Source organism: Sphingopyxis sp. H073 (assembly GCF_001468395.1).
Taxonomy (GTDB): domain Bacteria; phylum Pseudomonadota; class Alphaproteobacteria; order Sphingomonadales; family Sphingomonadaceae; genus Sphingopyxis.
In genome coordinates this window covers 188,212-212,239 of sequence record NZ_LNSG01000008.1, presented here as the reverse complement: position 1 = coordinate 212,239, position 24,028 = coordinate 188,212, and the positions used below count along the sequence as shown (strand labels likewise).

Below are 24,028 nucleotides of genomic sequence, written 5' to 3'. Positions count from 1 at the left end.
CTTGCTGCGGATATCACGACGCTGCGGCGTCGTTCGTCCCATGCGGATCGGTTTTCTTTTCAATCATGACCAGATTCACCAGATGGCCCACAGCATGCCGGTCGCGCTTGCCCTTGCGCGGGCGGGCACAGACGCCGAGATCATTGTCGCAACCACCAACGAGCTTCTGGAGCGTGAGGCCGTGCGGCTGATGGGCGGGGCTGTGCCGTCAGGCATCCAATTCGTTGCTCTGCGTCTGCATTCGGCGGCGTCGCGGAGCGTCGATGCGATGTTTGGACCCATTCTCCCCGCCGCCAAATTGCTGGTCTACCGCGACAATCTCGCCTTCTTTCGCTCGCTCGACCTGCTCGTCGTGACCGAGCGAACCTCGCTGATCCTCAAAACGCGCTACGGTCTATCATCGCTCCGTATGATCCTGACCGACCATGGTGCCGGAGACCGGGCGATCGGCTTCGGCAAATCGGCGGCGCTATTCGACCATATATTGGCGGCGGGCCCGAAAATCTGCGATCGCCTCACCCGCGAGGCGGGCGTCTGTCCCGACCGGCTGACGATGACCGGCTATCCCAAATTCGATATCGCGACGGGGGAAGGGCGACCAATCAAGTTTCGCGGCAGCAATCGGCCTGTCGTCCTCTACAATCCACACGTCTCGCCGCATCTCTCGTCCTGGTATAAGCAGGGACGCGCGGTGCTCGACTATTTCCTCGCCACTGACCGCTACAATCTCATTTTCGCGCCGCATATCATGATGTTCGAGCGGCGGATGGCGGTCACGATCGACAAGCTTCGGTTCGGCCTTCCCGGAAAGCTGCGCACCCGCTACGCAGCGGCGCCGAACATTCACATCGATCTTGGCAGCACAGCGTTGACCGACATGAGCTACACGAACGGGGCGGACATCTATCTCGGCGACGTCAGCAGTCAGATTTATGAGTTTCTCAGGACCCCGCGACCCTGCCTCTTTCTGAACTGCCACGGCATCGACGCGGACCACGATCCCAACTTCGCCCACTGGCAGTCCGGGCCGGTGATCTCGGACGCTCGCCATCTCGATCGCGGCCTGGAGGAAGCCGTGAAGGATCATCCGGCACGATATATGGGGGTGCAGCGGCGGCTCTTCGACCACACGTTCGATCTCACCTCCGAGCCATCGTCGGTGCGAGCCGCTCGCGCAATCGCTTCACTCGCGCGCGGCCGTGAAATTGAAGGCCGATCCATCGATGCCGGCCTTGCCCACTGACGCGGCGGAAAAATCGCCGGGACCGGTCCGCCGCATCTACCAGAATCTCGGGCTGCTGCTCGGCGGCAAGGCGGCTGCGGGGCTGATCAGCCTCGTCTATGTCATTGCGGCCGCCCGTATCCTCGGCCCCGAGCAATATGGTGTCCTTGTCCTCGTGAACTATTTCGCGATGCTCGTGGGCGGACTCGTCGCCTTTCCCGGCTGGCACGCGATCGTCCGTTACGGCGTCCAGCCCGCTGAAAATGATCACGCTAAGCTTATCCGCTTGTTGCGCTTTGTCGGCGCGGTCGAGCTTCTGGCCGGGCTGGTCGCGGTGATCGTAGCGGCGCTCGCAGTGCCGATCGTCGGCCCCCTCCTCGGATGGTCGGCGGATGCGCAGGCTCTCGCCATACCCTATTGTTTTGCGGTCCTTGCGACCGTGCGCGCGACCCCCGGCGGGTATCTGCAAATCCTGCGGCGCTTCGACCTTCTTGCACTCCATAATATTGTGACACCGGTGATGCGGCTGCTCGGCACGCTCGTGGTCATCGTCTTCGATCTGGGGCTCACGGCCTTCCTGATTGCCTGGCTTGTCGCTGCGCTGGTTGAGGGCGTGTCGCTTTGGATCGCGGCGATCTGTCTCGCGCGCCGCCATATGCTCGACCAGCCCCTGCTCGGAGCGGTTGCAGACGCTCGGTGCGAGCATGACGGACTTGGCCGCTTCATGCTGACCGCCAACGCCGACATAATGTTGGGCGACCTGACCGGTCGTCTTACCCCGCTGATCGTTGGCGCGATGCTTGGCCCGGCTGCGGCGGGCCTATATTCGATCGCGCACCGCGCAACGATCGTCATTTCCCAGCCCGCGCAGATATTGGGCCAGGCGGCTTATGCCGAGCTAGCCCGGCTGGCAGCCGCAGACGGTGCGAAAACAGCCATTCGCCATGCGCTCGCGCGCTGTGTCGGCATTGCGCTTGCAACGGCGCTGCCTCTGGTCGTCGTCTTGGCGTTCTTCTCGCATGAGGTTGCGGTGCTGATCGCCGGTCCGGCCTTTGCCGGCGCCGCGGCGATCATGATTTGGCTAACGCTGGCCAGGGTCGTGGCGATGGCCGGACCGCCAACAAGTGCAGCTCTAATAGCACTTGGACATCCCGGTTTATCGGTGGCGGCAAATCTGGTTGCCGGGCTGGGCCTTTTGCCGCTGCTGCCGCTATTCACCAGTTCCGCCGGGCTGGTAGGCGCAGGCTATCTCGCATTGCTGCAGGCTGTGATCGCTGCAGGGCTGCTCGGTTTCGCGCTGTGGCGTGTCACCGCCCATTCCGCATGATGCCGCTGCTCTCCACAAGCGCGACGCGCGGTCACACGCCTTTCCTATTTCGCGCATATCGGGCAGACGCTAAGTCTTGCCGCGAGAGCGAAAACGGAAGAGCGCAGGATCTGATGACCGAAGCCTCTGGGCTAGAAGCGATATTCCTGGCCAACCGGCCGGCCTTGTCGCGCTATCTGCGCGTTCGTCTCCGCGGCGACGGCGATGGCGAAGATATATTGCAGGACCTGTGGCTGAAACTCGCGGATATCGATGCCAGCGTAATCGCCGAGCCGCTCGCTTATCTTTACCGCGCCGCCGAGAATCTGGTGCTTGATCGCCGCCGCTCTGCGCAGCGCCGCACCGCGCGCGAGCAGGAGTGGACGAAGGGCCATATCGAGGGCAGCATGGCAGCTCCCCGCGACGCCCAGCCATCGGCGGATCGCCTGCTGGTTGCTCGCGACCAGCTTCGGCGAGTCGATGCGGTTCTTGATACATTGCCCGAACGCACCGCCTTTGCCTTTCGCGCCGTGCGGATTGATGGTGTCCCGCAAAAGCAGATTGCCGCCGAAATGGGGATCAGCCTCAGCGCGGTCGAAAAACATCTGCAACGGGGTTATCGAGCGGTTCTGGAGCTCAAGCAGCAATTGGATGTGGATATCGACGCGCCGCAACGTCAATGGGCCGAAGGAATTGATGATGGCGTCCGGTAGCATTGTTGACGAGGCCATTGCATGGCATGTGCGGCTGCAGAGTCCTGCGGCTGACGGCACATTGTGGGCTGAGTTCACGGCTTGGATGGAAGCCGACCCCGCGCATGCCGATGCGTATGACGCGGTCGCGTTCGCCGACGACCGGCTTTCGGAAGAGCTTGCAGGTGCCGGAACGATCGCGACCCCTTCGCCCCCGGCAAATAATGACAATGAACCTGGCGCGTTGCCATGGTATCGCGGCCGCGCTTTTCTGGCGATCGCCGCCAGTCTCGTTCTGGCCCTTTTCCTGTCGCCTATGCTGCTGAAGTCGCCAGGGATGGAATCGATCGCAACCCAGCCGGGCGAGACGCGCGAAATCGCGCTGGCCGACGGATCAAAAATCGCGCTCAATGGCGGCACGACGATCGCGCTCGACCGCAAGGCCGAGCGCTTCGCCCGCCTCGAAAGCGGCGAGGCGATCTTCATGATCAAACATGACAGCGCGCGTCCGTTCATCGTTGAAACCGGTGATGGCACACTTCGCGACGTCGGCACGATCTTCAACGTGCGGCAATCCGCCGACGGGCTGGAAGTCGCGGTGTCCGAAGGCAGTGTGCAATACCAGCCGGGCTCCGAGGCCGTGACGCTCACCGCAGGCAAGCAGCTCCGCGTCAAACGCGGAACCTCGAAAGCCATCGTCTCGGCAATCGATCCGGCCACGGTGGGAGGATGGCAACAGGGAAGGCTGAGCTATCGCGATGCGCCGCTCACGACGATCGCTATGGATTTGTCGCGATCTCTCGGCACCCCGGTGACCGTGTCGCCGGACCTCGCAAGTCGCCGTTTCTCGGGCGTTATTCGCATCGATCGTGACGAAGCGCGGCTCTTCCGGCAATTGGAATCCTTGCTTGGCGTCCGTGCGCGTCATAGTGCCAAAGGATGGCAATTGACGCGCTGATCCGGTGACTTGGACCTACTTCCTCCCTGTCGTCGCGATCTCGATCTCGACTGCGAGTCCGGTGTCCGCTGCCGAAAGCCAGCGCTTCGATATTCCGGCCCAACGCCTCGACAATGCCTTGATCACGCTTGGCAACGCGGCGCAGATCTCGATCGGAGGGATCGATCAGCGCCTCGCTGGCGCGCGCAGCAAACCCGTTCGCGGCCGAATGACGATCGCGCAGGCGCTAACCACGATGCTGCGGGGCACCGGTTTCACCTATCAGATCGTCGATTCGCAGACAGTGCGTATCGTCGCAGTCCCGCCGCGCGCGAATCCCAGGCCGGCAGTGCGGAGACCCGTTTTACCCGCAACGCCGCGGCCCGAGGCCGCTGCGCCGCCCACCGAAATCGTCGTTACCGCAACCAAGCAGGGTCAGGCGCTCGACAGCTATCCGGGCACCGCGCACATTCAGTCGGTCGGCAGCGCGGGCCTCGGTGAAAGTCAGGGTACGGCCGCTTTCGTCGCCCGGATTCCGACGCTGACCTCGACAAATCTTGGCCCGGGCCGCAACAAATTGTTCGTGCGCGGTATCGCCGACAGCAGCTTTTCGGGACCAACCCAATCGACGGTAGGTCTCTATCTTGGCGATCTGCGCCTTACCTATAATGCGCCCGAGCCGGATTTGCGCCTATATGACATCGACCGCATCGAAGTGATCGAAGGGCCACAAGGCACGCTATACGGCGCGGGCGCGCTCGGCGGCATCGTCCGGATCGTTCCCAAGATGGCGGACGATGGCGGACTTCATGCGTCGGCGACGGCCGGGCGATCGGCCACGCGCGATGCCGAACCCGGCTATGATCTTGGCGGCATGATCAACATACCGATCGTTGCCGATCGCATCGCCCTGCGGCTCGTCGGCTACAAGCAAGTCGAAGGCGGCTATATCGACAATGCGACGCTGGGCGCGAGAAATACAAATCGGACGCGTATCGACGGCGCACGCGCGAACCTGCGCATCGAGCCCGGAGACAATTGGACGATCGACATCAATGCGCTGCTCCAGAATATCGATACGCGCGATGGCCAATATGCCGAAACCGATCAGCCAATCCGGACTCACGCGGCCAGTATCGCCCAACCGCATGACAATGATTTCAAGGCAGCCAGCGTTGAAATCGCAAAGAACTGGGGTGATCTTAAGCTCATCTCATCGACGGGGATCGTCGACCATGACTTGTCGGAGACCTTCGATGCCACCGGATATGGCGGTAATCCCGACATACAGATATTCGAGGGCCATGAGGCGATCCGCCTGCTGACACACGAGACGCGCCTTTCGCACCGTGCATCTTTGGGCGACAGTTGGGTCGCGGGGTTCAGTCTCGTCCGCAACATCGATCGCATCGACCGTCGCCTCGGTCCGCTCGACGCACCCGTTACGCTGGCGAGGCTGCGCAACCAGAAGACCGAGGTCGCCGTCTTCGGCGAAGCAACGCAGCGGATTGCTCCGCGCCTGTCGGGTACGCTCGGCGGGCGTGTCGTCTTTGCGGAGACGATCGGCGAGTTAATCGGGGGATCGGGCGAGGATTTCGAACCGAAGCGTCGGCAGGTCCGGTTCCTGCCCACCGCGGCGCTGTCTTGGAAACCCAATTCCGATCTTCTGACCTTCCTCCGGTATCAAAGCGGATTCCGCAGCGGAGGGATCGCTATCACTGCTGGACAAGTCAATGCCGCGCAGCGTTTCGATTCGGATTCCATCCACACCGCCGAACTCGGCATCAGGCTCGGGAACGAAAGCGACACGACAGGCCCCCGCTTTTCGGGAGGCATCACGACCTTCTATTCGATCTGGACCGATATCCAGGCTGACCTCATCGGATCCGACGGACTACCCTTTACCGAAAATATCGGACGCGGAACCGTCTATGGCGCGGAGATCAATGCGCGCTGGCGCGCTAGCGATCAGCTGTTCTTCGACGGAGCGCTGTTTGTCAATCGCAGCGCGCTGACCAACCCTTCCGAGGGGCTCGAAGAAGCCGACGAACGGCCGCTGCCGAATATCGCGCGGACAGGCGCGCGTTTCAGCGCTGCTTGGGAAATGCCATTATCCTCCGGCCTGACATTCAAGCTCGACGGCACGGCCCGCCTGATCGGCGCGTCGAGCCTCGGGACGACGGCGCCGCTCATCCTGGAGCATGGCGAAACGACCCAGGTCGACCTGTCCGCGTCGCTCATCACATCGCGAGGCTGGTCCCTTTCGCTTGACGCCACGAACCTGCTCAACGCCAGCGGCAACACCTTCTCCTATGGCAACCCATTCACCGTCGCTGAGGGCAAGCAGATCACGCCGCTGCGACCGCTGACGGTCCGATTGGGCATTCGAGCCGGATTTTGACGTGCGCACCCTCTTGTCAAAGGACAGGCCGATGTTTGAACGACCCATGCCGCGAGAGTTGCGAAATTGAAGAAGATCCTGAAACTGCTGAACTCGGAGCGATTGCTGGCGCGTCGGCCGGATATTCTCCTCACGGCGGCGATAGCGCTCGCGGCGTTCGTCGCGCTCGGTATCTTCAAGCTGGCATCGGAAATCACCGAGGGTGAACTCAATGCCTATGATGCCCCCGGGCTGCATTGGGTGCGCGCCTTATTCGGCGAGAGCAGCGGCATGCGCGCGGCGATGCTCGATCTGACCGCATTGGGCGATGTCACCACCCTGACGCTGGTCGTCATTTTTTCCTCCGGCTTGCTCATGACGCTCAAGCGAGGACAACTCGCCCTGTTCCTCGTCGCCCAATGCGTATCGGGAGCGCTGGTGATGAGCTTGCTGAAGGCATGGTTTGGAAGGGCGAGGCCGACTGTCGTCGAGCATTGGGCCTCATATGGAACTGCGAGCTTCCCGAGCGGCCACGCGGCGAATTCCGCCATCGTCTATTTGTCCATTGCCGTACTCGTCGCCGGATTGGCGCCGAGCCGGTCGAGCCGCATCTATGTCGCTGGAGCGGCGGGATTGCTCGTAGCGTCGATCGGCATTTCGCGTCTGTATCTCGGCGTTCATTGGCCGAGCGACGTCCTCGCCGGTTGGGCTTTCGGCGGTGGATGGGCTCTTCTGTGCTGGAGTATCATGTGGAGGATTGCGCCCCTCAAGGCCCGCGCGGACACCTGATTTATCGATTTCGGGCAATCCCTGATGCTGATGTGAGCGGGGTACCGGCAGGAAACGCTACGATGACGCTCGCGCCTGTACTGGCATCCGCTGTCGCTATCGTCGCGTGGCAGCGATCGAAGATCGCCTTGACGATGGCCAGCCCGAGACCGGATCCATCGGAGTCCAAATTCAGGCGATGAAGGGCTGCAGAATCGCTTTGCGCTCGCTTGCTGGAATGCCAGGGGCATCATCGCGCACCTCGATCTGCGTCCGGCCTCCAAGCTGGCTGACTACCTCGTTGATAAAGAGAGTTCTCGATCAGGTTCCGCAGCAAGAGCGACAGCTCGAAATTGCGCATGGGCACATCAATATCGACATCGCCTACGACGCCCAGATCTACCGAACGCGTTTCGGCGAGTGGCATGAACAGCGCAATGACCGACCGTAATACGGTGCCTAGTTGGGCGGAAGCGTCAGCGTCAGCCGCAGCGTCCAGCATCCTTGCAAGCGCCAGCAATTGCTCGAGCAATATGCGCGCGCGATCCAGCCCGCTCCGCAAGAAAGCAAGGCGTTCGCGCGCCTCGACCGGGAGATCGGTCGTCCCAATTCGTTCGGCTTGTAGGGTCAGTGCGCTCAAAGGCGTGCGAAGTTCATGAGCGGCGTCGGCGACGAAGCGACGCTGCGCAGTCATTGCCCCGCCTAGCCGGGCTGCATTGCGGCCCCTTTACCATAGGACCGTCGGCCGGCCCTTTTCTCCACAGTTTAAAAGGTTGGGACATACCCTGACCGTCCTTGACCGGAAATTTAAGGCGGCACGCACGGGGCTCTCAGGCCGGACGTGGCTAGTGAAAGATCTGGCGCCCCAATTCGATATTCGTCGCTATCGGCAATCATGCCGAGGTGCGGTCCGCGCCTTTCCATCCGACTGGCGGCGCGCTAGAGACGGCACAGGGAACTCTTGTCCCCCCCCCCCCTCGCACATGGCGTCACAATTACCGTCGCGGCCAGTTCGTATGTAACTCGTCAATTACATAAACGTGGTTCGCTTGGCCTTGGGCATGATCGTCCGCGATATGCGGATGACTCGCCGGCAGATCGTCATGGCGGTGCGCGACGATGTCCGGATCCTCGCGCGGCCAGATCGCGATCGCGATGAGCGCGCCAACTAAGGCCAGGACCGCGCTGGCGCCCAGCGCCGCGCCCATGCCGGCGCGCGCACCGACCTGTCCGGCGAGCGGATAGGCGAGGAGCCAGCAGACGTGGCTGAGCGCGAATTGCGCCGCGAACAGCGCGGGACGATCGTCGGCCCCCGAGGAGCGGCGCAACAGCCGTCCGCCCGGTGTGATGCTCGCCGCATAGCTAAGGCCGAGCGCGAACCAGCCGCCGAGGATGATGGGCCAATGACTCGTCTCGTCGGAAAACGACCAGGCGATCGCGAGGATCGCGAGGACGATGGTCATGGAGAGCGCCGCCGCAATCATGATGCTGCGGTCGGCGATGCGGTCGAGTAAGCGGGGCAGCAACAGCGCCGCGATCATCGAGCCGCCGCCGAAGGCTGCGAGCGTGATCGCGACCTCGCTCTGGCCAAGCCCGAGCGCGCCGCGCACGAGAACCGGCGTGTTGACGATGACCATCGCGCTCGCCGCCGCTGCCGCGAGCGTCACCGCCAGCAGGCCACGCAGCCGTGGCGTCTTCAGATACTGGCGTGTGCCGCGAGTGGTCTTGTCGTAAATGCCGCCGTTCAGGGCGGTGCCGGACGTGCGCGGCAGCACGACCGACAGGACGAGCAGCGCCGAGCAGGCAAACCCGATCGCGGTGCCCGAGAAGAGCCAATGGAAGTTCATGATGCCGAGGAGAGCGGCGGCGAGCACCGGGCTTGCGAGGCTCTCCATGTCATAGGCCAGCCGCGACAGCGAGAGAGCCCTGGTATAATCCTTCTCGTCGGGAAGAACGTCGGGGATCGTCGCCTGGAAGGTCGGCGTGAAGCCGGCCGAGGCCGACTGGAGAATGAAGATAAGCAGGTAAATCTGCCAGACCTGGTCGACGAAGGGGAGAGTGAGCGCGACAAGGCCGCGTACCACGTCCATCGCAACGAGGAACGCCTTGCGCGGCAGCCGATTGGCATAGGCGCCGACGACGGGTGCCACACCGATATAGGCGACCATCTTGATCGCCATCGCGGTGCCGAGGACGGCGCCGGCATCGGCGCCCGCAATCTCGAAGGCGAGGAGGCCGAGGGCGACGGTCGCAAGGCCGGTGCCGACGAGCGCGATGATCTGCGCCAGGAAAAGATGGCGGTAGGTCCGGTTGGCGAGAACGGCGAGCATGGGCTTGACTCCGCGAGCGGCGATCTTCTGTCTATCCGTCCCCGACCCGATCGCAAGACCGGGCCGGAGTCTGTGGATGCGAGGCGGCCGCGTCAGACGATGCGGCGGATGTCGGTATAGGCGCCTTCGGTGCGCAGCGTAATCGTCACCGGCGCACCCGAGCGGTTGCGCCAGAACCAGCCATGCTTGCCGTCGAAGGCCGCGACGAGTTCGCCGGTCTCGCCGGTCGTTTCCTTGCCCTTGCCATAGCCATGATAGGCGATGCCGGGGGCGTCAGCATGGGTGTCGAAATTGACATGGCCACCCGCGACCGACCAGGTGAAGGCGAGCTTTGCATTCTTCGCCATCGTCGCCTTGATTTCGGCGCCTTGGCCCGGTGCAAGAATGATCTTGGTCGTGTCGGAGCGCTGCGGCGCGCCCGTGGCAGGCGCGGCGGCTGAGGAAGAAGCTGTGGTGGGCACGAGAGGCGCGGCAGCAGCGCCCATTGCGGCGTCCGCGGCCGCTTCTTCGGCGAGCTGGGTCTTGATCTCGCCCATCTGCGTCAGGCCGAGCTGGCGCCCGATGCCCGTCGGGTCGATCGCATATTCGCTGGGAAGGACGATCGCGACGAGGATCGCGCCGGCTGCAGCGGCGGCGATGACGGTCGCGCGCAGGAGCTGGCGGGTGGTCGGCAGGTCTTCGAGGCGGGGCTTTTGACTGTTGAACATGAGGAATTTCCTTTGGATTAGCTGACGGCGTAGCCGGCGAGCTGGTAGCCGACGAGCACGAAGCCCGCGGTCATCAGCAGCACATTGGCGGCGAAGGCATGGCGCATGAAGCTCGGGGTCCGGCGCCAATAGCCCATCAGGATGAGAATGGCGGCGAGCGCGAGCAGCTGCCCGATCTCGACCCCGATGTTGAAGGCGAGCAGGTTCGGGATCAGCCCCTCCTTCGCGATCTCGAATTCGAGGATCTTGGTCGCCAGGCCGAAACCGTGGAAGAAACCAAAGATCAGGGTGGCTGCCTTGGTGTTCGGCTGGAACCCGAACCAGCGTTGATAGGCGCCCAGATTGTCGAGCGCCTTGTAGACGACCGACAGGCCGATGATCGCGTCGATGAGATAGGCGATGGCGCTGATGCCGGTGAGGACGCCGAACAGCATCGTCGTGGAATGACCGATCGCGAACAGCGTCACATACAGGCCGATATCCTTCATCCGGTAGAGGAAGAAGATGACACCGAACAGGAAGAGCAGATGATCGTAGCCGGTGACCATATGCTTGGCACCGAGATAGACGAAGGGCCAGAACAGGACACCGCTGCTTTCCTGGATATAGCCCTTGTCGCCCTCGGCGACGCCATGTGCCCAGGCGTCGGCGCCCGCCGCGAGGGCGAGCAGCAACAGGGCGGCGGCGAGAATGAGGTTTCGGATCGTCGTCCCCGGCGGGGCGATCGTGCGCGTGAACATGCGATAAACTCCTGAAATGGCTATGGCCCCGCGCGCCGGGCAGCGCGCGGGGCATGAGAGTCAGACCGGTTGCGGCGCGGCGGCCTCGGCCGGCGGGGGGGCGTCCATCTTGGCCGCACGTCCGTGGACGAGCCGATAGAGCGCCGGCAGTATGAGCAAGGTCAGGATCGTCGAAGAAACGATCCCGCCGATCACCACTGTCGCCAGCGGCCGTTGCACCTCGGCGCCGGCCCCGACGTTGAACGCCATCGGGACGAAGCCGAGGCTCGCCACCAGCGCGGTCATCAGCACCGGCCGCAATCGGGTCAGCGCGCCCTCGCGGATCGCGTCTTCAAGGCCTGCACCGCTTTCGCGTAGCTGGCGGATGAAGCTCAGCATCACGACGCCATTGAGCACTGCGACCCCCGACAGGGCGATGAACCCGACACCCGCCGAGATCGAGAGCGGCATGCCGCGGATGAGGAGCGCCGCGACGCCCCCGGTGAGCGCGAGCGGCACCCCCGAGAAGACGATCGCGGCATCCTTGCCCGAGCGGAACAGCGCATAGAGCAGCCCGAAGATCAGCAGCAGCGCGGCCGGCACCACGAGCTGGAGCCGTTTTGCCGCCGAGATCAGCTGCTCGAAGGTGCCGCCATAGCTGATCCAATAGCCCGTCTGGACCTCGACCTCGGCATCGACCCTGGTTCTGAGCTCATCGATGAAGGAACCAAGATCGCGGCCGCGCACATTCGCGGTCACCACGACGCGGCGCTTGCCATCCTCGCGGCTGATCTGGTTGGGCCCGATGACGACCTCGACCTTCGCGACGTCGGCGAGCGGCACGAAACCCCGCAGTCCGGCGTCGGGCGCGCCGCCCATCGTCACATCGGCCGAGGGCCCGATTGCGGGCAGCGGGATGCGCAACCGGCCGATCTCGTCGACCCGCTCGCGCATCGCCTCGGGCAGGCGCACGATGATCGGGAAACGCCGGTCGCCCTCGAAAATTTGCCCCGCCTCGACCCCGCCGATCGAGACCCCGACGACATTCTGGACGTCGCCGACGTTGAGCCCGAAGCGCGCCAGCGCGGCACGGTCGGGCGTGATCTGCAGCACCGGCAGGCCGGTGACCTGTTCGACGTTGACATCCTGCGCGCCATCGATCCCCGACGTGACGCTCTCGATCTGCTTGCCGACTTCGAGCAGCGCGTCGAGATCGTCGCCGAAGACCTTGACCGCGACATCGGCGCGGACCCCCGACAGCAGTTCGTTGAACCGCATCTGGATCGGCTGGGTGAACTCGTAATTATTGCCGGGAATCTTCGCGACCGCCGCCTGCATCTCGCGGACGAGCTCGGTCTTGGGTTTTCGGGGATCGGGCCAGTCCTTGCGGTCCTTGAGCATGACGAAGGTATCGGCGACCGAAGGCGGCATCGGATCGGTCGCGACTTCCGCCGTGCCGATCTTCGCCACCACCCGTTCGACCTCGGGAAACTGCTTGATCCGCGCCTCAAGCGCCGTCTGCATCTGCACCGCCTGCGAAAGGCTGGTGCCCGGGATACGAAGCGCATGAAGCGCAATATCGCCCTCATCGAGATTGGGGACGAACTCCGAGCCCATCCGGCTCGCCGCGAAGCCCGAGACGAGAACGAGGCCGACGGCCACGGCAATGAAGGCCGTGCGAAGACGGATCGCCTTGTCGAGCGCCGGGGCATAAGCCTTGCGGGCCCAGAGCATCAGCCGGCTTTCCTTCTCCTCGACCTTGCCGGTGACGAACAGCGCAATTGCTGCCGGCACGAAGGTCAGCGATAGGATCAGCGCCGCGGTCAGCGCCATCACGACGGTGATCGCCATCGGATGGAACATCTTGCCCTCGACGCCGGTGAGCGCGAAGATCGGCACATAGACGAGCGCGATGATCAGCATCCCGAACAGCGACGGGCGGATGACCTCCGATGTGGCCGTTGCGGCGAGCTTGAAGCGTTCATTCCGATCGAGCAGCCGCCCGAGCTGGTGCTGCGCTTCGCCGAACCGCCTGAGGCAATTCTCGACGATGATGACGGCGCCATCGACGATCAGGCCGAAGTCGAGCGCGCCGAGGCTCATCAGATTGCCCGACACTCCGCCGCGCACCATACCGGTGATCGTCATCAGCATGGTGATCGGAATGACCGCCGCGGTGATCAGCGCTGCCCGGACGTTCCCGAGCAGCAGGAAGAGCACGAAGATGACGAGCAAGGCGCCTTCGAGAAGATTTTTCTCGACGGTCCAGACTGCCCGTTCGACAAGGTCGGTGCGGTCGTAGATCGGCACGGCCTTGACGCCGGGGGGCAGCGCCTTGGCGGCAACCTCGAGCCGCTCGGCCGCGGCCCGCGCGACGACGCGGCTGTTCTCGCCCGCCAGCATCAGGACGGTGGCGAGCACGACCTCCTTGCCATTTTCGGTCGCAGCACCGGTGCGAAGCTCTTCGCCAAGGCCGATATCGGCAACATCGGCGACGCGGATCGGAATGCCGTTGCGGTTGCTGACGATGATCGACTTCAGATCGTCGATGCCCGCGGCCTGTCCCGGCGTGCGAACCAGATACTGCTCGCCATAGCGCTCGACATAGCCCGCGCCGCGATTGTCATTGTTGCGATTGAGCGCCTGCACGACGTCGTCGAGCGTGAGCCCATAGGCCGACAGCCGCGCCGGGATCGGGGTCACATGATATTGGCGCTCATAGCCGCCGATGCTGTTGACCTCGGTCACCCCCGGGGTGTTGCGCAGCTGCGGCCGAATGACCCAATCCTGCAGCGTGCGGAGATCCTCGGGCGTGTAAGCGCTGCCGTCGGGCTTTTTCGCGCCCGGTTCGGCCTCCAGCGTGTACATGAAGATCTCGCCGAGACCGGTCGCGATCGGCCCCATTTCGGGCGAAACGCCCGGCGGAAGCTGCTCGCGCGCCGATTGCAGCCGCTCGTTGATCAGCTGACGCGCGAAGTAGATGCTCGTGCCATCCTCGAACACGACGGTGACCTGGCTGAGGCCGTAGCGCGAGATCGAGCGCGTATATTTGAGCCCCGGCAGCCCGGCGATCGCGGTCTCGACGGGATAGGTCACACGCTGTTCGGCCTCGAGCGGTGAAAAGCCCGGCGCCGACGAATTGATCTGGACCTGGACGTTGGTGATGTCGGGGGTCGCATCGATAGGCAGCCGCTGGAAACTCCAGACGCCGATTGCGCAAAGGAGCAGGACGATCGAAAGGACGGCCCAGCGGAACTGGATCGCTCCGGCAATCAGCCGTTCGAGCAGATGCGCCCTGCCGGGCGGCGTGGCGGTGTCAATGGTCATGGCTGGCCCCCGGCTTCTCGATATCGGCGCGGATCAGGAAGGCGCCATCGACGACATAGACGTCGCCGGGCGCCAGCCCGCCGAGCACTTCGGTCCATTCGGGCGTGCGGCGGCCGATCTCCAGCATCCGCACTTCATAGGTGTTGCCGACCTTGGCAAATACGACTTCGAAATCGCGGAAGCGCTGGATCGCCTTTGTCCGGACGGCCAGCGGGACATTGGCCTGCGCGACGGCAAAGCTACCCTCCACCCCCATGCCGGGCCGGAATTCGCGCGACGCGGCGGGTGGCAGATGGACATGCGCCATCATGGTCTGGCTCGCGACGTCGGCCGTCGGCAGGACCGCCTCGACCGCACCCTCGAAGCGTCCTTCACCCGACAGGCTCTTGAGATTGACCGATTGGCCGACCCGCACCCGTTCGGCGTCGCGCGGATAGACGAAGAATTCGGCGTGAAGCTTGGTCGGGTCGGCGATCGTGAACAGCGCGCGGTCCCCGGTGGTGTCGCCGACGTTGACATTCTTCTCGATGATCGTGCCGCTGATCGGCGCCGTCACCGTGTAGATTTGCAGCGAATGGCTCGATTCGACGCGCGCCAGCACCTGGCCGCGCGACACCTGCTGGCCGAGCTTGCCGTTCAGCGAAACGATGAGACCCGGAAGGCGGGCACGAACCTCGGCCTTGCCTTCGGGGGTGATCTCGATCCGTCCCCCCATGTCGATCAGGTCGCTGACCGTCGCAGCTCCCGCCGCCTCGGTCGTGACGCCGCCGGCCTTCGCCGCCTCGGCGTCGATGACGGTCCGCCCTTCATAGGATTGATAGGCCCATTTATGGTTCCTCCCCGCCTCCGATGCGGCCACGCGAACGTCGAAACTGTGCGGCTCGGCGACGACGCCGCTGCCGCGCAAGAAATCTTCCTGCGGGGTGAAGCTGAACCGGTCGACCTTGCCGCCGAGGCGGCCGAGCTCGACCGTCAGTTTCACGTCGGATGGCTTGATCGGCTTGTCGTCGCGAAAGGCATAGACGCGAAACTCGGGCTCGACCCCATCTTCGAAAATGGTGATCTCGAGCGCGAAATAGCCGCTGCGGAGCATCCGCCCGCGATGCGGGCCGCGCTCATATTCACCGGCCGCCGTCGCGGCTTCACCGCTGGCCTCCTTTTTCACCGCGCTGTCGCCGCATGCGGCGAGCATGGCCAGGGCGATGACCGATGCCGCCCCGTACAGATATTTGGTCATCGGATCGTCTCCATTTGGGCAAGAAGGGGCGTATGGCGACCGGTCAGCCGGTCGAGCCGCACGCCGAGCAGGTGAAAGCGCCGGAGCAATTCGACGCGGCGCGAGCGGACGTCGCTCAATGCCGTTTGCGCCTGGCTGTATTCGAGGAAGGTGAAGGCGGTGCCGCCGCGCACCAGCCCGTCGCGGATCAACCGCACCGCCCGCGTCGCGCTCGGCAGGACTTCGGCATCGATGCGCTTTATTTCGGCGGCAATCAGCCCGCGATCGGCCAGGATCCGGTCGATCTCGCGCTCGATCTCGACCCGCGCTACAGCCATATCCGCTGCGATGGCGCGCTGATCGGCCTGGGCGCGGACGACATTGCCGCGGTTGGCGCCTTTGCTCCCGAGCGGGATCGAGCCGCCGACCATGACTGCCAGGTCGTTGCCGTCGCCGAAGTGCCGCAGGCCGACGCGCGCGCTCGGATCGGCGATATTGCCGGTTTCCGCGAGCCGCACCTTCGCCTCGGCGGCTGCGAGTTCGGCGGTCAGGACAGCGACGTCGGCAGCGTCCGCGCGCGGTGGGACTGTGACGTCGAACGCTTGAAAGGCCGCGGGGTCAAGTTTGAAATCGCCGCTGCCACCCCACCAGACGGCAAGGCTGGTGCGCGCAATGCGGGCGGCTTCGCGCGCCTGCTCGACCGCAATTTCGGCCTGAGCGACATTGGTCCGCGCCCGTTCGGCCGTAAACCAGGGATCGAGCGCCCCCGCGACCCGCTTCACGACGTCGAGTTCGACCTGACGGAGATCGGCTAGCCGTGTTTCGGCGACCGGGATCGCCGCTTCCGCAGCGAGCGCCTCGACCCATGCGGCCTGGACGCGCGCGAGGCGGTCGAGCAGGCGGATGCGATTCTGCGCGCCCACGACAGCGACCTCGGCGCGCGCAGCGCCGATCCGCGCTTCGCGCTTGCCGCCGCGTTCCCACGTCCGTTCATACCAGCCCGTCGTCTGTGCCCGGCCGAGCGGCGAATAGGGGCCGGTTCCCGCGAAATCCTCGAAGTCGGCGCCGAGGACGTCGCGGGGCCGGACATCGGCTTGCAGGATGGCGGCATCCGCAGCGTCGAGCCGCGCGGAATTGGCGGCAAGTGCGGGGTCACTCGTCGCGACGCGCGACAGCGCCTCGTCGAGATTTAGCGTCTGGGCCCAGGCAGGCTGCGCGGCGGCAGCCAGCAGGGCGCCTCCGCAGAGCATGACTCGGCGGACGGCACGCGCGCCGGAGCGCGCTCGGTGAAAGCAAAACATCGTATGACAGCCTCGCTGAAAGGCGTGGAAACACCCCGCGCCCCCTTGAGAGCGCCGGAACTCAGGCGTTCAGCGAAGAGAGTCTTGGGGGGCGCTCGGGCTCGATCGCGCGAAGGCCGGCAATGGCGCGTTCCGTGCCGAGCCCCTCGAGGCGTGTCGACGGAGCCAGCTCGGGCGTCGTCGCGGCAGCGGGAAGCAGGATGTTGGATCCGCTGTCGCCATGATGGTGATGCTCGCCATTGGCATCGCCGCCCGATCGATCATGGTCGGAGGGGTCCGGCGCGCCATGATCGGCCTGAACGGCGTCATGATCGTGATCCACATCGACCGGGACCGCGGCGAGCACGCTATGCTGATGTGCGACGGTGGCCGGCATCATGTGCTGAATCTGGTTGCTCGCCTTGACCGGCATCGTCGCCGCATAAACGAAGGTGAGCAAGACGCACAGCGTCGCCACCAATCTGTTCAGGGCAGAGGAGATAGGTCTGTTCAGGGCAGAGGAGATAGGACCAGGCACATTGCGGCGCTTAAAGGGGGGCGGGCCAGTTGACAAGCTAGACGGACAAAAAGCAGGTGCTCGGCGTATCTGTCCGATGGCCGTGTTGGCGCCCGCGCGATTCCATGGACCTCGCAACCCCATCAACAGGTCCTTGACCCTGTAGCTGCTACAGGGTGTAGATGTCGCGCCGACTCGAACGCGAGAGGAAAGCATGACCGAGCCCAGCCCAGCCTTGACGCTGCTCCGCGGTCGCGGAGACGAGGACCGGCGCACGGCCTATGCGGCCGAACGGGAACACCATCGCCGCGCGCGGGACGGCGGCCAATGGGCAGCGGCCTGGAGCCATCTGGAACGCGCGCATATCCTTGCGCAACCCGACTTCCGGCTGCATCTGGTATCGCATGTCGACATGTTGAGGTTTGCGCTCGCGCGCCGTGATGGCCGCGAGGTGGTCGGACAGTTGCTTCGCATCGCGTTGGTGCCGCTCGGGTCGCTTACGGGCCGACTGCCCACGGGGAACATCGGCCGCGCGCGGGTCAGCGCATTCGCACCGATGCCGGTGCCCGACGATCTGCAGTCTTATCTCCAGCAGGATGCGTCATGAACGGCGACTTGCCTGCACCACGCCCGGCTGCTAACCGGCGGGTGATGCGAAATGGCCTCATCCAGTTCTTGTTGCTCATTGCGGCGCTCTTTGCAGGTGTGGATACGCCTGCCATGGCCTTCGACAATGTGCCGGGAACGATGGTCGAGGCGCACTATCAGACATGCGTCGAAGTCTCGAACGACGGCTCCCCGGACGATAACTCGCCGACCGGGAGCGGCAGCGAGCTGATCCATCATCATCACTGTCCTGCCGGCCTGATCGCGGAAGACTCCGCGCTGTCCGCCTCCGCCGTGCTCGCGCGCGACAGCCATTTGTCTCGTGCATCGGCGGCGCTTCTATGTCGGCTTCCGCACAGCGTTCTGAGGGCAACGGCATGGCGATCCGTTGGCCGCTGTTCGTCCGGCGAACGCATAAATGGCTGGCCCTCGTAGTCGGCGTCCAGGCTTTGCTCTGGACGCTGACGGGCTTCTACATGGTGGTCGTCCATATCGACACCATTCATGGCGACCATCTGGTGCGCGCCCCGGCGTCCCAGCCCTTCGACCTCGGCGGCCTGGCAGCGCCGTCGCAGGTCGTCGCGGCGGCGCCAGGGGTATCCGAACTCAGGCTCCAGCGCTTCGCGGGCCGACCGGTCTGGCGCGCCGAGACGCCCGACGGCGCGAGGCTCTACGATGCCCGCTCGGGCGCGCCGCTGCCTGACCTGACAGAGTCCCAGGTTCGGACACAGGCGCGGCGCATCTACACCGGCGACGGCAAGATCGTTTCGGTGCGGCTCCTGACCCACGCGCCGCAGGAAATGCAGTCGCGCAAACCACCCTATTGGCAGGTCGAGTTCGAGGGCTGGAACCGCCCAACACTCTATCTCTCGCCACAGACCGGCGAGCTGATCTCGCGGCGGCATGCACTGTGGCGGATCTTCGATTTCGCCTGGATGCTTCACATCATGGACTATGACGAGCGCAGCGACGTCAACAACCCGCTGCTCCGCGTCGCAACATGGAGCGCCTTCGCGATGGCGCTGACGGGGGCATGGCTGCTGATCTGGTCTTTCAAGCGCCGTAAAAGGAACAAGGCATGAAACGCATTCGGCTGACGCCGCTGTTTTTCCGGCGCGTTCACAAATGGGTCGGCCTGATCCTCGGTCTGCAATTCCTGCTCTGGGCGCTCAGCGGCTCGGTGATGGCGCTGCTCGACAAGGATAAGGTCGGCGGCCACGGCGGCGGAATGTCGCACGCGCATCCGCTGCCTGCCGGGGAGTATTTCAATATCGCGGCCTTGCCGCAGCGCGAGCCGGTCACCGGCGTGATCTTGCGCGATCTCGGGTCGCGGCCGGTTTACGAGCTTCATTCTGCAAAGGGCGTCCGTCTCGTCGATGCGACCAGCGGCGAGCTTGTCCATGTCGACGAACAAATGGCGCGCGACGTTGCCGCGATGATGAACGACGCGCCGATCCGCAAGGTCAGCGTGCTGGCGAAAGCCAATCTCGAATCGCGCGATCATGCCGGCGCGATGTGGCGCGTCGATTTTGCCGATGCCGAGAACAGCAGCGCCTACGTCTCGCTCGACACCGCGCGCTTCCTCGTGATGCGTGGCGACACCTGGCGGACGTGGGACTTCTTCTGGATGCTTCACAATATGGATTATGTGAACCGAAAGAGCTTCAACCACCCGCTCATCATCTTCGTCGCCTTCGGAGCGCTGTGGCTATCGGGAACGGGCTTCTACCTGCTCTTCAAGAGTTTCAGCCGCGCCGATTTCCGCTGGCTGCGCCGGAAGCGCAAGCCCGTCGTCACGCGCAGCCCGGCCTGAACCCCGGCCGTCAATCGTCGATCGAAAAGGCCGCCGAAAGTTCGAACCGCGAGCCGGGATGCGTGAGCCAGGCGTGGCTGACGAGGCGCGAATGACTCCAGGTACGGCGGGTCATTCGCAAGACCGGCTCCCCGTCCGACAGGCCGAGCATGCTATGCGTCCGCGCGTCGGCGATCTCGGCGCGGACCCGGTGCTCGACCCGCTCGAGCGGCGCGGTGCGCGTCAGATACTCGTTCGGCGTCATCCGGGTGAAGTCCATCTTGCCATAGTCGGGGGCGGCCGATGCGAGCACATAGCGTTCCTCGAGCTGGATCGGGAACTCGGCCTCGTGATGGACGATGATCGAGTGGAACAGCTTGGTGCCCACGGGCACCTCGAGCAGTGGCGCCGTCTCGGCATTGGCCCTGATCTCTTCATTTTGCACCACGCGCGCGCGATAGACATGGCCGCGGGCGCGGATTTCTTCGGCGATATTCCGGATCTCGATCATCTGGCCGATCGGCTTCGGCTCGGCGATGAACGACCCGCTGCCTGCTCGGCGGACAAGAACCCCCGCGGCCTGGAGTTCGCGAAGTGCCCGGTTCGCCGTCATCCGCGACACATCGAACTGCTGAACGATCTCGGCCTCCGAGGGCACGCGGTCGCCGGGCTTGAGGAGGCCGTCTCGGACGGCATCGCAAATGCTTTGCTTGATCGCGGCATAGCGCGGGGGGGAGCGGTCTCCACTCTCGTCCGGATCGCCGCGCTGCGCGCCTGTGGAATTGTTTGAAAGCCGAGAGCCGCTGGCAGGCCTGCGAGAGGGAAAATCCATAACTCGTCTATACAGGTTTGACGCACTGAATTCCAAGCGCCCGGGCGGAATTTTTATCGTCTGCCGAGGGAGGCTCTCTCACCACCCATCGGGACAAAGGCTTGGTGCCTTCGCCGAGCCGCCAATCAGTTCGATGATGCTCCGCGCCCCAATCGCGCGATCGCACGCACATAGACGAGCTCGGATATGAGCTCGACCAGCGTCTGCGTCACGATGATGGCGGGCAGCACCGGGAGCGCTCCGGGGACGGCCATCGCCAGCGGCAGCACCACCAGCGAATTGCGCGTGCCGGCGCTGAAAGCGACAGCACGGCCACCAGCCGCGTCCAGCCCTGCGACGCGCGCGACCAGCCAGCCGGCGATCGGGGCGAGCACCGCAAAGGCGATATAAAGAGGCAGCACGCTTGTCGCGGCGGGGATCGCGGCCCCGAGCTGTGGCACGACGGCGGCAATAACGATGAAAAGCACCAGCGCGGTCGCCGGAACGGGAAGGAGGCCGAGCGAGGCGGTTATCCGTTCGCCCGCCGGGCTCCGCCTCGCCCAAAGCTGGCACAGGATGGCCAGGATCAGCGGCAGCGCGATCAGCCACAGGAAGGCGTGGACGAAGGGCCCGGCCTGGACGACGTCGGCCGCGTCGTCACCGAGGAACGCCGCAAGATAGACGGGCAGCAACAGCATCTGCACGATCAGAAGCGCGGGCGTCGAGGCTAGGAGCAGCCGTGCGTCGGCGCGGCCGAGATGCGCGAAGGTCACGACATAATCGATGCAGGGGCACAGCAGAACGATGAGGATCCCGAGGCGAATGAGCGGGTCGTCGGGTGCGAAGGGCATCAATCCGGCAACCAGCAGCGGCACGACGATGAAATTGACCCCAAGCAGCGCTGCCAGAAAACGGACGTCGCGAAGCGCCTGTCCGAGCGCGGCGATCGGAACTTGCAGGAAGGTCACGAACAACATGAAGGCGAGCGCGGGGTTGATCGCCGGCTCGAGCGCCGTCGCGCCCGGAACGAACGCGCCCGCCGATGCGCCGAGTAGAACGACGGCGAAATATATTGCGACCTGATGGGTTTCCAAACGGTCGCGCAGCTCGCTTTGCGTCATATATTAAACGGTCCTCGCGCGGTCGGGCTGAAGTTCGATGCTATGCTTGTCGCGCCTCGTTTCGTTCGAGCCGTTCGGGCGATCATGGCGCGCATCTCAAGCGACCGCGAGATCGTCGTAGATCGTGCAGCAGGATGACGCACCGCCCGCACAATCCGCCTCACAGCGCGCGACGATCAGCGCGAGGGCGCGGTCGAGGGCTTTGAGGTCGGCTATCCGGGCGTTCAACTGCTCGCGATGAAGAGTCACGGCCTCGAGTGCATTGTCGCACGACGACGGGCTCTCGCGGATCGCGATCAGCGTCTTGACCTGGTTGATCGACATGCCGAAGTCACGGCAGCGACGGATGAGCGTGAGGCGCTCGACATCCTGCCGTCGGTAGGAGCGGTGCCCCGCGGCGGTACGGGCGGCTTCGGCAAGCAATCCCACACTCTCATAGTAGCGGATCGTCGGAACCGAGCAGCCCGCCGCTTTGGCGGCATCGCCGATCATCATTTCACGCGTCATGGGAAAGGCCATTCATTTATCGCTTGCACCTCAAGCTACTTGAGGCCGCATAGGCATAATCCTGAGCCGGAAATCTGGGAAGGAAAATGTGATGAAGTGGAAAATGGCTATCGGGCTGGGCGCCGCCTGCGCGGCATGCTGCGCTTTTCCGCTGCTTTTCGGGGCCAGCGCCCTAGGCGCACTCGGAATCGCGAGCGGGAACGGGATCGCCATCCTCATCGGCAGCCTCTTGCTCGCCGCGGTCGCCGCCGCCTATGTCGCACAGCGTCGGCGCCAGCAGGCTCCGGCGACCTGCAAAATCGACGGATCGTGCGGCTGCAAGCCGGAAGGGGCAAATTGATGGCCACGCGCATGGAAATGCCGGAGCAGACTGGCTCGGCCGAAACGGGCGCCGGGGTCGCAGCGACAATGACGTCGTCGGCGGCGGTGCTGAGCTGCGCGGCCTGCTGCGTGCTTCCGCTCGCCCTGCCGGCTGCGGCGCTCGCGGGCGCGGGAGCCGCATTGAGCTGGCTCGAAGGGGCAGCGCCATGGCTGCGCGCGCTCTCGGTGATTGTCGTCGCCGCCGCATGGTTCATCGTCTGGCGGCAGTCCAGGGCAACCGGGCGGAAGGCGGCCGCGTCGACCCTCATCCTGCTCGGCGTTTCGACCTTGCTGACGGCAATTGCGCTCTTGTGGGAACCGCTGATCGAAGCGCCCTTGATCGGCCTGCTGCGCTGATTGGACCGCAGCGCAAACCGCTAGGCCCTGGGCAGGTCCGCCAGGTCGGCGGGCGTCGCGACCGGTTCGTTGCGGTCCTTGCGCTCCGAATAGCGGTCGACGAGCTGGTCGGCATGCCTGCGCGTGAGCACGGTGAAGCGCACCAGCTCTTCCGCGACATCGACGATGCGATCATAATAACTCGACGGTAACATGCGCCCCGCCTCGTCAAACTCCTGCCAGGCCTTGGCGACGCTCGACTGGTTGGGGATTGTGATCATCCGCATCCAGCGACCCAGGATGCGGAGCGTATTGACGCTGTTGAACGACTGCGAGCCCGCCGACACCTGCATCACCGCGAGCGTGCGGCCCTGCGTCGGGCGAACGCCCTTGTAGGCGAGCGGCAGATGATCGACCTGCGCCTTCATGATGCCGGTGATCTGGCCGTGGCGCTCGGGGCTGCACCAGACCTGACCTTCGGACCAGATCGAATGCTGTCTGAGTTCCTCGACCGCCGGGTGATCGTCATCGGCAACCTGGTCGGGAAGGGGCAGGTCGGACGGGTCGAAAATGCGGGTTTCGCAGCCAAAGAGCTGGAGCAGGCGCGCGGTCTCCTCGACGACGAGGCGTGAAAAGGATCGTTCGCGCAGACTTCCGTACAGCAGGAGGATGCGCGGCGCCGGATCGAGCGGCCCGAGGCCGAGTGCGGGTTGCGAGCGAGTATATTCGGGGCTTAGAGCCGGGAGATGGTCTGCGTCGGCGAGGACGCGCAGACGCGTGAAATTTTGTTCGGTCATGAGTGTCAGGCTTCCGAAGGCGTGCTTGCCGGGAACCAGCGCCGTCCGAGACGGAATGCGACGCTGACGAGCAGGATGAGGACGGGGACTTCGACGAGCGGGCCGATGACGGCTGCAAACGCGACTGGCGAGGCGAGGCCGAAGGCGGCGATCGCGACCGCGATTGCGAGCTCGAAATTATTGCCTGCGGCCGTGAAGGCGACCGCAGTGGTTCGAGGGTATCCGCACAGCCATTGCGCTTATCTGGCTCTATTACTCACTCGAAGACAAGATCCTGCGCCGAGCGCGCATCCGGTA

24 protein-coding genes and 1 pseudogene are annotated in these 24,028 nt (G+C 64.5%); 12 read left to right on the top strand and 13 right to left on the bottom strand.

The genetic code is table 11. The features are described 5' to 3' along the window. Positions 1-82: 82 nt before the first annotated feature. The 6 genes from ATE64_RS16025 to ATE64_RS16000 all read left to right on the top strand — a co-directional run bounded on the left by ATE64_RS16025 (position 83) and on the right by ATE64_RS16000 (position 7,326). On the top strand, positions 83-1,243 hold the full coding sequence (locus tag ATE64_RS16025) for a hypothetical protein (protein WP_231729125.1): 1,161 nt from the start codon (positions 83-85) through the stop codon (positions 1,241-1,243). Continuing rightward, positions 1,224-2,549: a lipopolysaccharide biosynthesis protein gene (locus ATE64_RS16020; RefSeq protein ID WP_058455269.1), complete on the top strand. Its 1,326-nt coding sequence runs from the start codon at positions 1,224-1,226 to the stop codon at positions 2,547-2,549. The genes ATE64_RS16025 and ATE64_RS16020 overlap by 20 nt, the downstream gene beginning before the upstream one ends. Further along, entirely contained in the window at positions 2,546-3,241 is a 696-nt protein-coding gene (locus tag ATE64_RS22260) for an RNA polymerase sigma factor (RefSeq protein ID WP_331458611.1), read from the top strand. Before ATE64_RS16020 ends, ATE64_RS22260 begins: the two co-directional genes overlap by 4 nt. After that, positions 3,180-4,178 (top strand): FecR domain-containing protein, encoded by a 999-nt coding sequence (locus tag ATE64_RS16010; protein WP_082657261.1) that lies wholly within the window; start codon positions 3,180-3,182, stop codon positions 4,176-4,178. The genes ATE64_RS22260 and ATE64_RS16010 overlap by 62 nt, the downstream gene beginning before the upstream one ends. Positions 4,179-4,182: 4 nt before the next feature. Next, a complete protein-coding gene (locus tag ATE64_RS16005; RefSeq protein WP_058455266.1) occupies positions 4,183-6,558 on the top strand; it encodes a TonB-dependent receptor in 2,376 nt (791 codons plus the stop codon). Between the two features lie 66 nt (positions 6,559-6,624). Further along, positions 6,625-7,326, top strand: coding sequence for a phosphatase PAP2 family protein (locus ATE64_RS16000; RefSeq protein WP_231729124.1), 702 nt, complete (start codon positions 6,625-6,627; stop codon positions 7,324-7,326). Between the two features lie 229 nt (positions 7,327-7,555). On the opposite strand, the gene ATE64_RS21245 is transcribed toward ATE64_RS16000, so the two are convergent. From ATE64_RS21245 to ATE64_RS15965, 8 genes are all read right to left on the bottom strand, one after another. Beyond that, entirely contained in the window at positions 7,556-7,999 is a 444-nt protein-coding gene (locus ATE64_RS21245; protein ID WP_082657786.1) for a histidine kinase dimerization/phospho-acceptor domain-containing protein, read from the bottom strand. 301 nt (positions 8,000-8,300) lie between these two features. After that, the gene (locus ATE64_RS15995; protein ID WP_058455265.1) at positions 8,301-9,635 is read right to left on the bottom strand and encodes an MFS transporter; all 1,335 of its coding nucleotides are present in this window, start codon (positions 9,633-9,635) and stop codon (positions 8,301-8,303) included. Positions 9,636-9,727: 92 nt separating this feature from the next. Beyond that, complete coding sequence (locus ATE64_RS15990; RefSeq protein ID WP_058455264.1) at positions 9,728-10,342, bottom strand: hypothetical protein; 615 nt, start codon at positions 10,340-10,342, stop codon at positions 9,728-9,730. Between the two features lie 17 nt (positions 10,343-10,359). Continuing rightward, on the bottom strand, positions 10,360-11,082 hold the full coding sequence (locus ATE64_RS15985) for a HupE/UreJ family protein (protein ID WP_058455263.1): 723 nt from the start codon (positions 11,080-11,082) through the stop codon (positions 10,360-10,362). Between the two features lie 60 nt (positions 11,083-11,142). Continuing rightward, on the bottom strand, positions 11,143-14,349 hold the full coding sequence (locus ATE64_RS15980; protein WP_156416565.1) for a CusA/CzcA family heavy metal efflux RND transporter: 3,207 nt from the start codon (positions 14,347-14,349) through the stop codon (positions 11,143-11,145). Between the two features lie 28 nt (positions 14,350-14,377). After that, positions 14,378-15,625 carry an HlyD family efflux transporter periplasmic adaptor subunit gene (locus ATE64_RS15975; RefSeq protein ID WP_058455261.1) on the bottom strand — a complete coding sequence of 416 codons (1,248 nt, stop codon included), beginning with the start codon at positions 15,623-15,625 and terminating at the stop codon, positions 14,378-14,380. Beyond that, positions 15,622-16,854, bottom strand: coding sequence for a TolC family protein (locus tag ATE64_RS15970; RefSeq protein WP_231729123.1), 1,233 nt, complete (start codon positions 16,852-16,854; stop codon positions 15,622-15,624). Before ATE64_RS15970 ends, ATE64_RS15975 begins: the two co-directional genes overlap by 4 nt. A 112-nt stretch (positions 16,855-16,966) precedes the next feature. Further along, positions 16,967-17,362 carry a hypothetical protein gene (locus ATE64_RS15965; RefSeq protein WP_058455259.1) on the bottom strand — a complete coding sequence of 132 codons (396 nt, stop codon included), beginning with the start codon at positions 17,360-17,362 and terminating at the stop codon, positions 16,967-16,969. Positions 17,363-17,615: 253 nt separating this feature from the next. Here ATE64_RS15965 and ATE64_RS15960 point away from each other — a divergent pair, with 253 nt between their 5' ends. From ATE64_RS15960 to ATE64_RS15950, 4 genes are read left to right on the top strand one after another with little or no spacing between them, the layout of a single operon-like run. Next, the gene (locus tag ATE64_RS15960; protein ID WP_082657785.1) at positions 17,616-18,008 is read left to right on the top strand and encodes a DUF3703 domain-containing protein; all 393 of its coding nucleotides are present in this window, start codon (positions 17,616-17,618) and stop codon (positions 18,006-18,008) included. After that, positions 18,005-18,442 (top strand): hypothetical protein, encoded by a 438-nt coding sequence (locus ATE64_RS21760; protein ID WP_156416562.1) that lies wholly within the window; start codon positions 18,005-18,007, stop codon positions 18,440-18,442. The genes ATE64_RS15960 and ATE64_RS21760 overlap by 4 nt, the downstream gene beginning before the upstream one ends. Continuing rightward, entirely contained in the window at positions 18,385-19,089 is a 705-nt protein-coding gene (locus ATE64_RS15955) for a PepSY domain-containing protein (RefSeq protein WP_058455258.1), read from the top strand. The genes ATE64_RS21760 and ATE64_RS15955 overlap by 58 nt, the downstream gene beginning before the upstream one ends. Further along, positions 19,086-19,820, top strand: a complete 735-nt coding sequence (locus ATE64_RS15950; RefSeq protein WP_058455257.1) for a PepSY domain-containing protein — start codon at positions 19,086-19,088, stop codon at positions 19,818-19,820. The genes ATE64_RS15955 and ATE64_RS15950 overlap by 4 nt, the downstream gene beginning before the upstream one ends. A 10-nt stretch (positions 19,821-19,830) precedes the next feature. Here ATE64_RS15950 and hutC read toward each other — a convergent pair whose 3' ends face one another. The 3 genes from hutC to ATE64_RS15935 form a co-directional block, all read right to left on the bottom strand. Then, a complete protein-coding gene (gene hutC, locus ATE64_RS15945; RefSeq protein WP_082657784.1) occupies positions 19,831-20,631 on the bottom strand; it encodes a histidine utilization repressor in 801 nt (266 codons plus the stop codon). Positions 20,632-20,756: 125 nt separating this feature from the next. After that, positions 20,757-21,731 carry an arsenic resistance protein gene (locus tag ATE64_RS15940; protein ID WP_058455256.1) on the bottom strand — a complete coding sequence of 325 codons (975 nt, stop codon included), beginning with the start codon at positions 21,729-21,731 and terminating at the stop codon, positions 20,757-20,759. A 96-nt stretch (positions 21,732-21,827) separates the two neighbouring features. Further along, positions 21,828-22,238 carry a MerR family transcriptional regulator gene (locus tag ATE64_RS15935; RefSeq protein WP_058455326.1) on the bottom strand — a complete coding sequence of 137 codons (411 nt, stop codon included), beginning with the start codon at positions 22,236-22,238 and terminating at the stop codon, positions 21,828-21,830. A gap of 91 nt (positions 22,239-22,329) precedes the next feature. On the opposite strand from ATE64_RS15935, the gene ATE64_RS15930 reads away from it, so the two are divergent. Continuing rightward, the gene (locus ATE64_RS15930) at positions 22,330-22,578 is read left to right on the top strand and encodes a hypothetical protein (protein WP_058455255.1); all 249 of its coding nucleotides are present in this window, start codon (positions 22,330-22,332) and stop codon (positions 22,576-22,578) included. After that, positions 22,578-22,955, top strand: a complete 378-nt coding sequence (locus ATE64_RS15925) for a hypothetical protein (protein WP_058455254.1) — start codon at positions 22,578-22,580, stop codon at positions 22,953-22,955. The genes ATE64_RS15930 and ATE64_RS15925 overlap by 1 nt, the downstream gene beginning before the upstream one ends. 20 nt (positions 22,956-22,975) lie before the next feature. Here ATE64_RS15925 and arsH read toward each other — a convergent pair whose 3' ends face one another. Continuing rightward, the gene (arsH, locus tag ATE64_RS15920; RefSeq protein ID WP_058455253.1) at positions 22,976-23,731 is read right to left on the bottom strand and encodes an arsenical resistance protein ArsH; all 756 of its coding nucleotides are present in this window, start codon (positions 23,729-23,731) and stop codon (positions 22,976-22,978) included. Positions 23,732-23,736: 5 nt separating this feature from the next. Next, positions 23,737-23,970 (bottom strand): annotated as a pseudogene (locus ATE64_RS22395) (arsenical-resistance protein); the annotation flags it as partial. Positions 23,971-24,028: the final 58 nt, after the last annotated feature.

Coding starts and splice junctions, on each gene's coding strand:
- ATE64_RS16025 (WP_231729125.1), top strand. CDS start 83: ATGGCCCACAGCATGCCGGTCGCGCTTGCCCTTGCGCGGGCGGGCACA.
- ATE64_RS16020 (WP_058455269.1), top strand. CDS start 1,224: ATGCCGGCCTTGCCCACTGACGCGGCGGAAAAATCGCCGGGACCGGTC.
- ATE64_RS22260 (WP_331458611.1), top strand. CDS start 2,546: ATGATGCCGCTGCTCTCCACAAGCGCGACGCGCGGTCACACGCCTTTC.
- ATE64_RS16010 (WP_082657261.1), top strand. CDS start 3,180: ATGTGGATATCGACGCGCCGCAACGTCAATGGGCCGAAGGAATTGATG.
- ATE64_RS21245 (WP_082657786.1), bottom strand. CDS start 7,999: ATGACTGCGCAGCGTCGCTTCGTCGCCGACGCCGCTCATGAACTTCGC.
- ATE64_RS15995 (WP_058455265.1), bottom strand. CDS start 9,635: ATGCTCGCCGTTCTCGCCAACCGGACCTACCGCCATCTTTTCCTGGCG.
- ATE64_RS15990 (WP_058455264.1), bottom strand. CDS start 10,342: ATGTTCAACAGTCAAAAGCCCCGCCTCGAAGACCTGCCGACCACCCGC.
- ATE64_RS15985 (WP_058455263.1), bottom strand. CDS start 11,082: ATGTTCACGCGCACGATCGCCCCGCCGGGGACGACGATCCGAAACCTC.
- ATE64_RS15975 (WP_058455261.1), bottom strand. CDS start 15,625: ATGACCAAATATCTGTACGGGGCGGCATCGGTCATCGCCCTGGCCATG.
- ATE64_RS15970 (WP_231729123.1), bottom strand. CDS start 16,854: ATGCTCTGCGGAGGCGCCCTGCTGGCTGCCGCCGCGCAGCCTGCCTGG.
- ATE64_RS15960 (WP_082657785.1), top strand. CDS start 17,616: ATGACCGAGCCCAGCCCAGCCTTGACGCTGCTCCGCGGTCGCGGAGAC.
- ATE64_RS21760 (WP_156416562.1), top strand. CDS start 18,005: ATGAACGGCGACTTGCCTGCACCACGCCCGGCTGCTAACCGGCGGGTG.
- ATE64_RS15955 (WP_058455258.1), top strand. CDS start 18,385: ATGGCGATCCGTTGGCCGCTGTTCGTCCGGCGAACGCATAAATGGCTG.
- ATE64_RS15950 (WP_058455257.1), top strand. CDS start 19,086: ATGAAACGCATTCGGCTGACGCCGCTGTTTTTCCGGCGCGTTCACAAA.
- hutC (WP_082657784.1), bottom strand. CDS start 20,631: ATGGATTTTCCCTCTCGCAGGCCTGCCAGCGGCTCTCGGCTTTCAAAC.
- ATE64_RS15940 (WP_058455256.1), bottom strand. CDS start 21,731: ATGACGCAAAGCGAGCTGCGCGACCGTTTGGAAACCCATCAGGTCGCA.
- ATE64_RS15935 (WP_058455326.1), bottom strand. CDS start 22,238: ATGACGCGTGAAATGATGATCGGCGATGCCGCCAAAGCGGCGGGCTGC.
- ATE64_RS15930 (WP_058455255.1), top strand. CDS start 22,330: ATGAAGTGGAAAATGGCTATCGGGCTGGGCGCCGCCTGCGCGGCATGC.
- ATE64_RS15925 (WP_058455254.1), top strand. CDS start 22,578: ATGGCCACGCGCATGGAAATGCCGGAGCAGACTGGCTCGGCCGAAACG.
- arsH (WP_058455253.1), bottom strand. CDS start 23,731: ATGACCGAACAAAATTTCACGCGTCTGCGCGTCCTCGCCGACGCAGAC.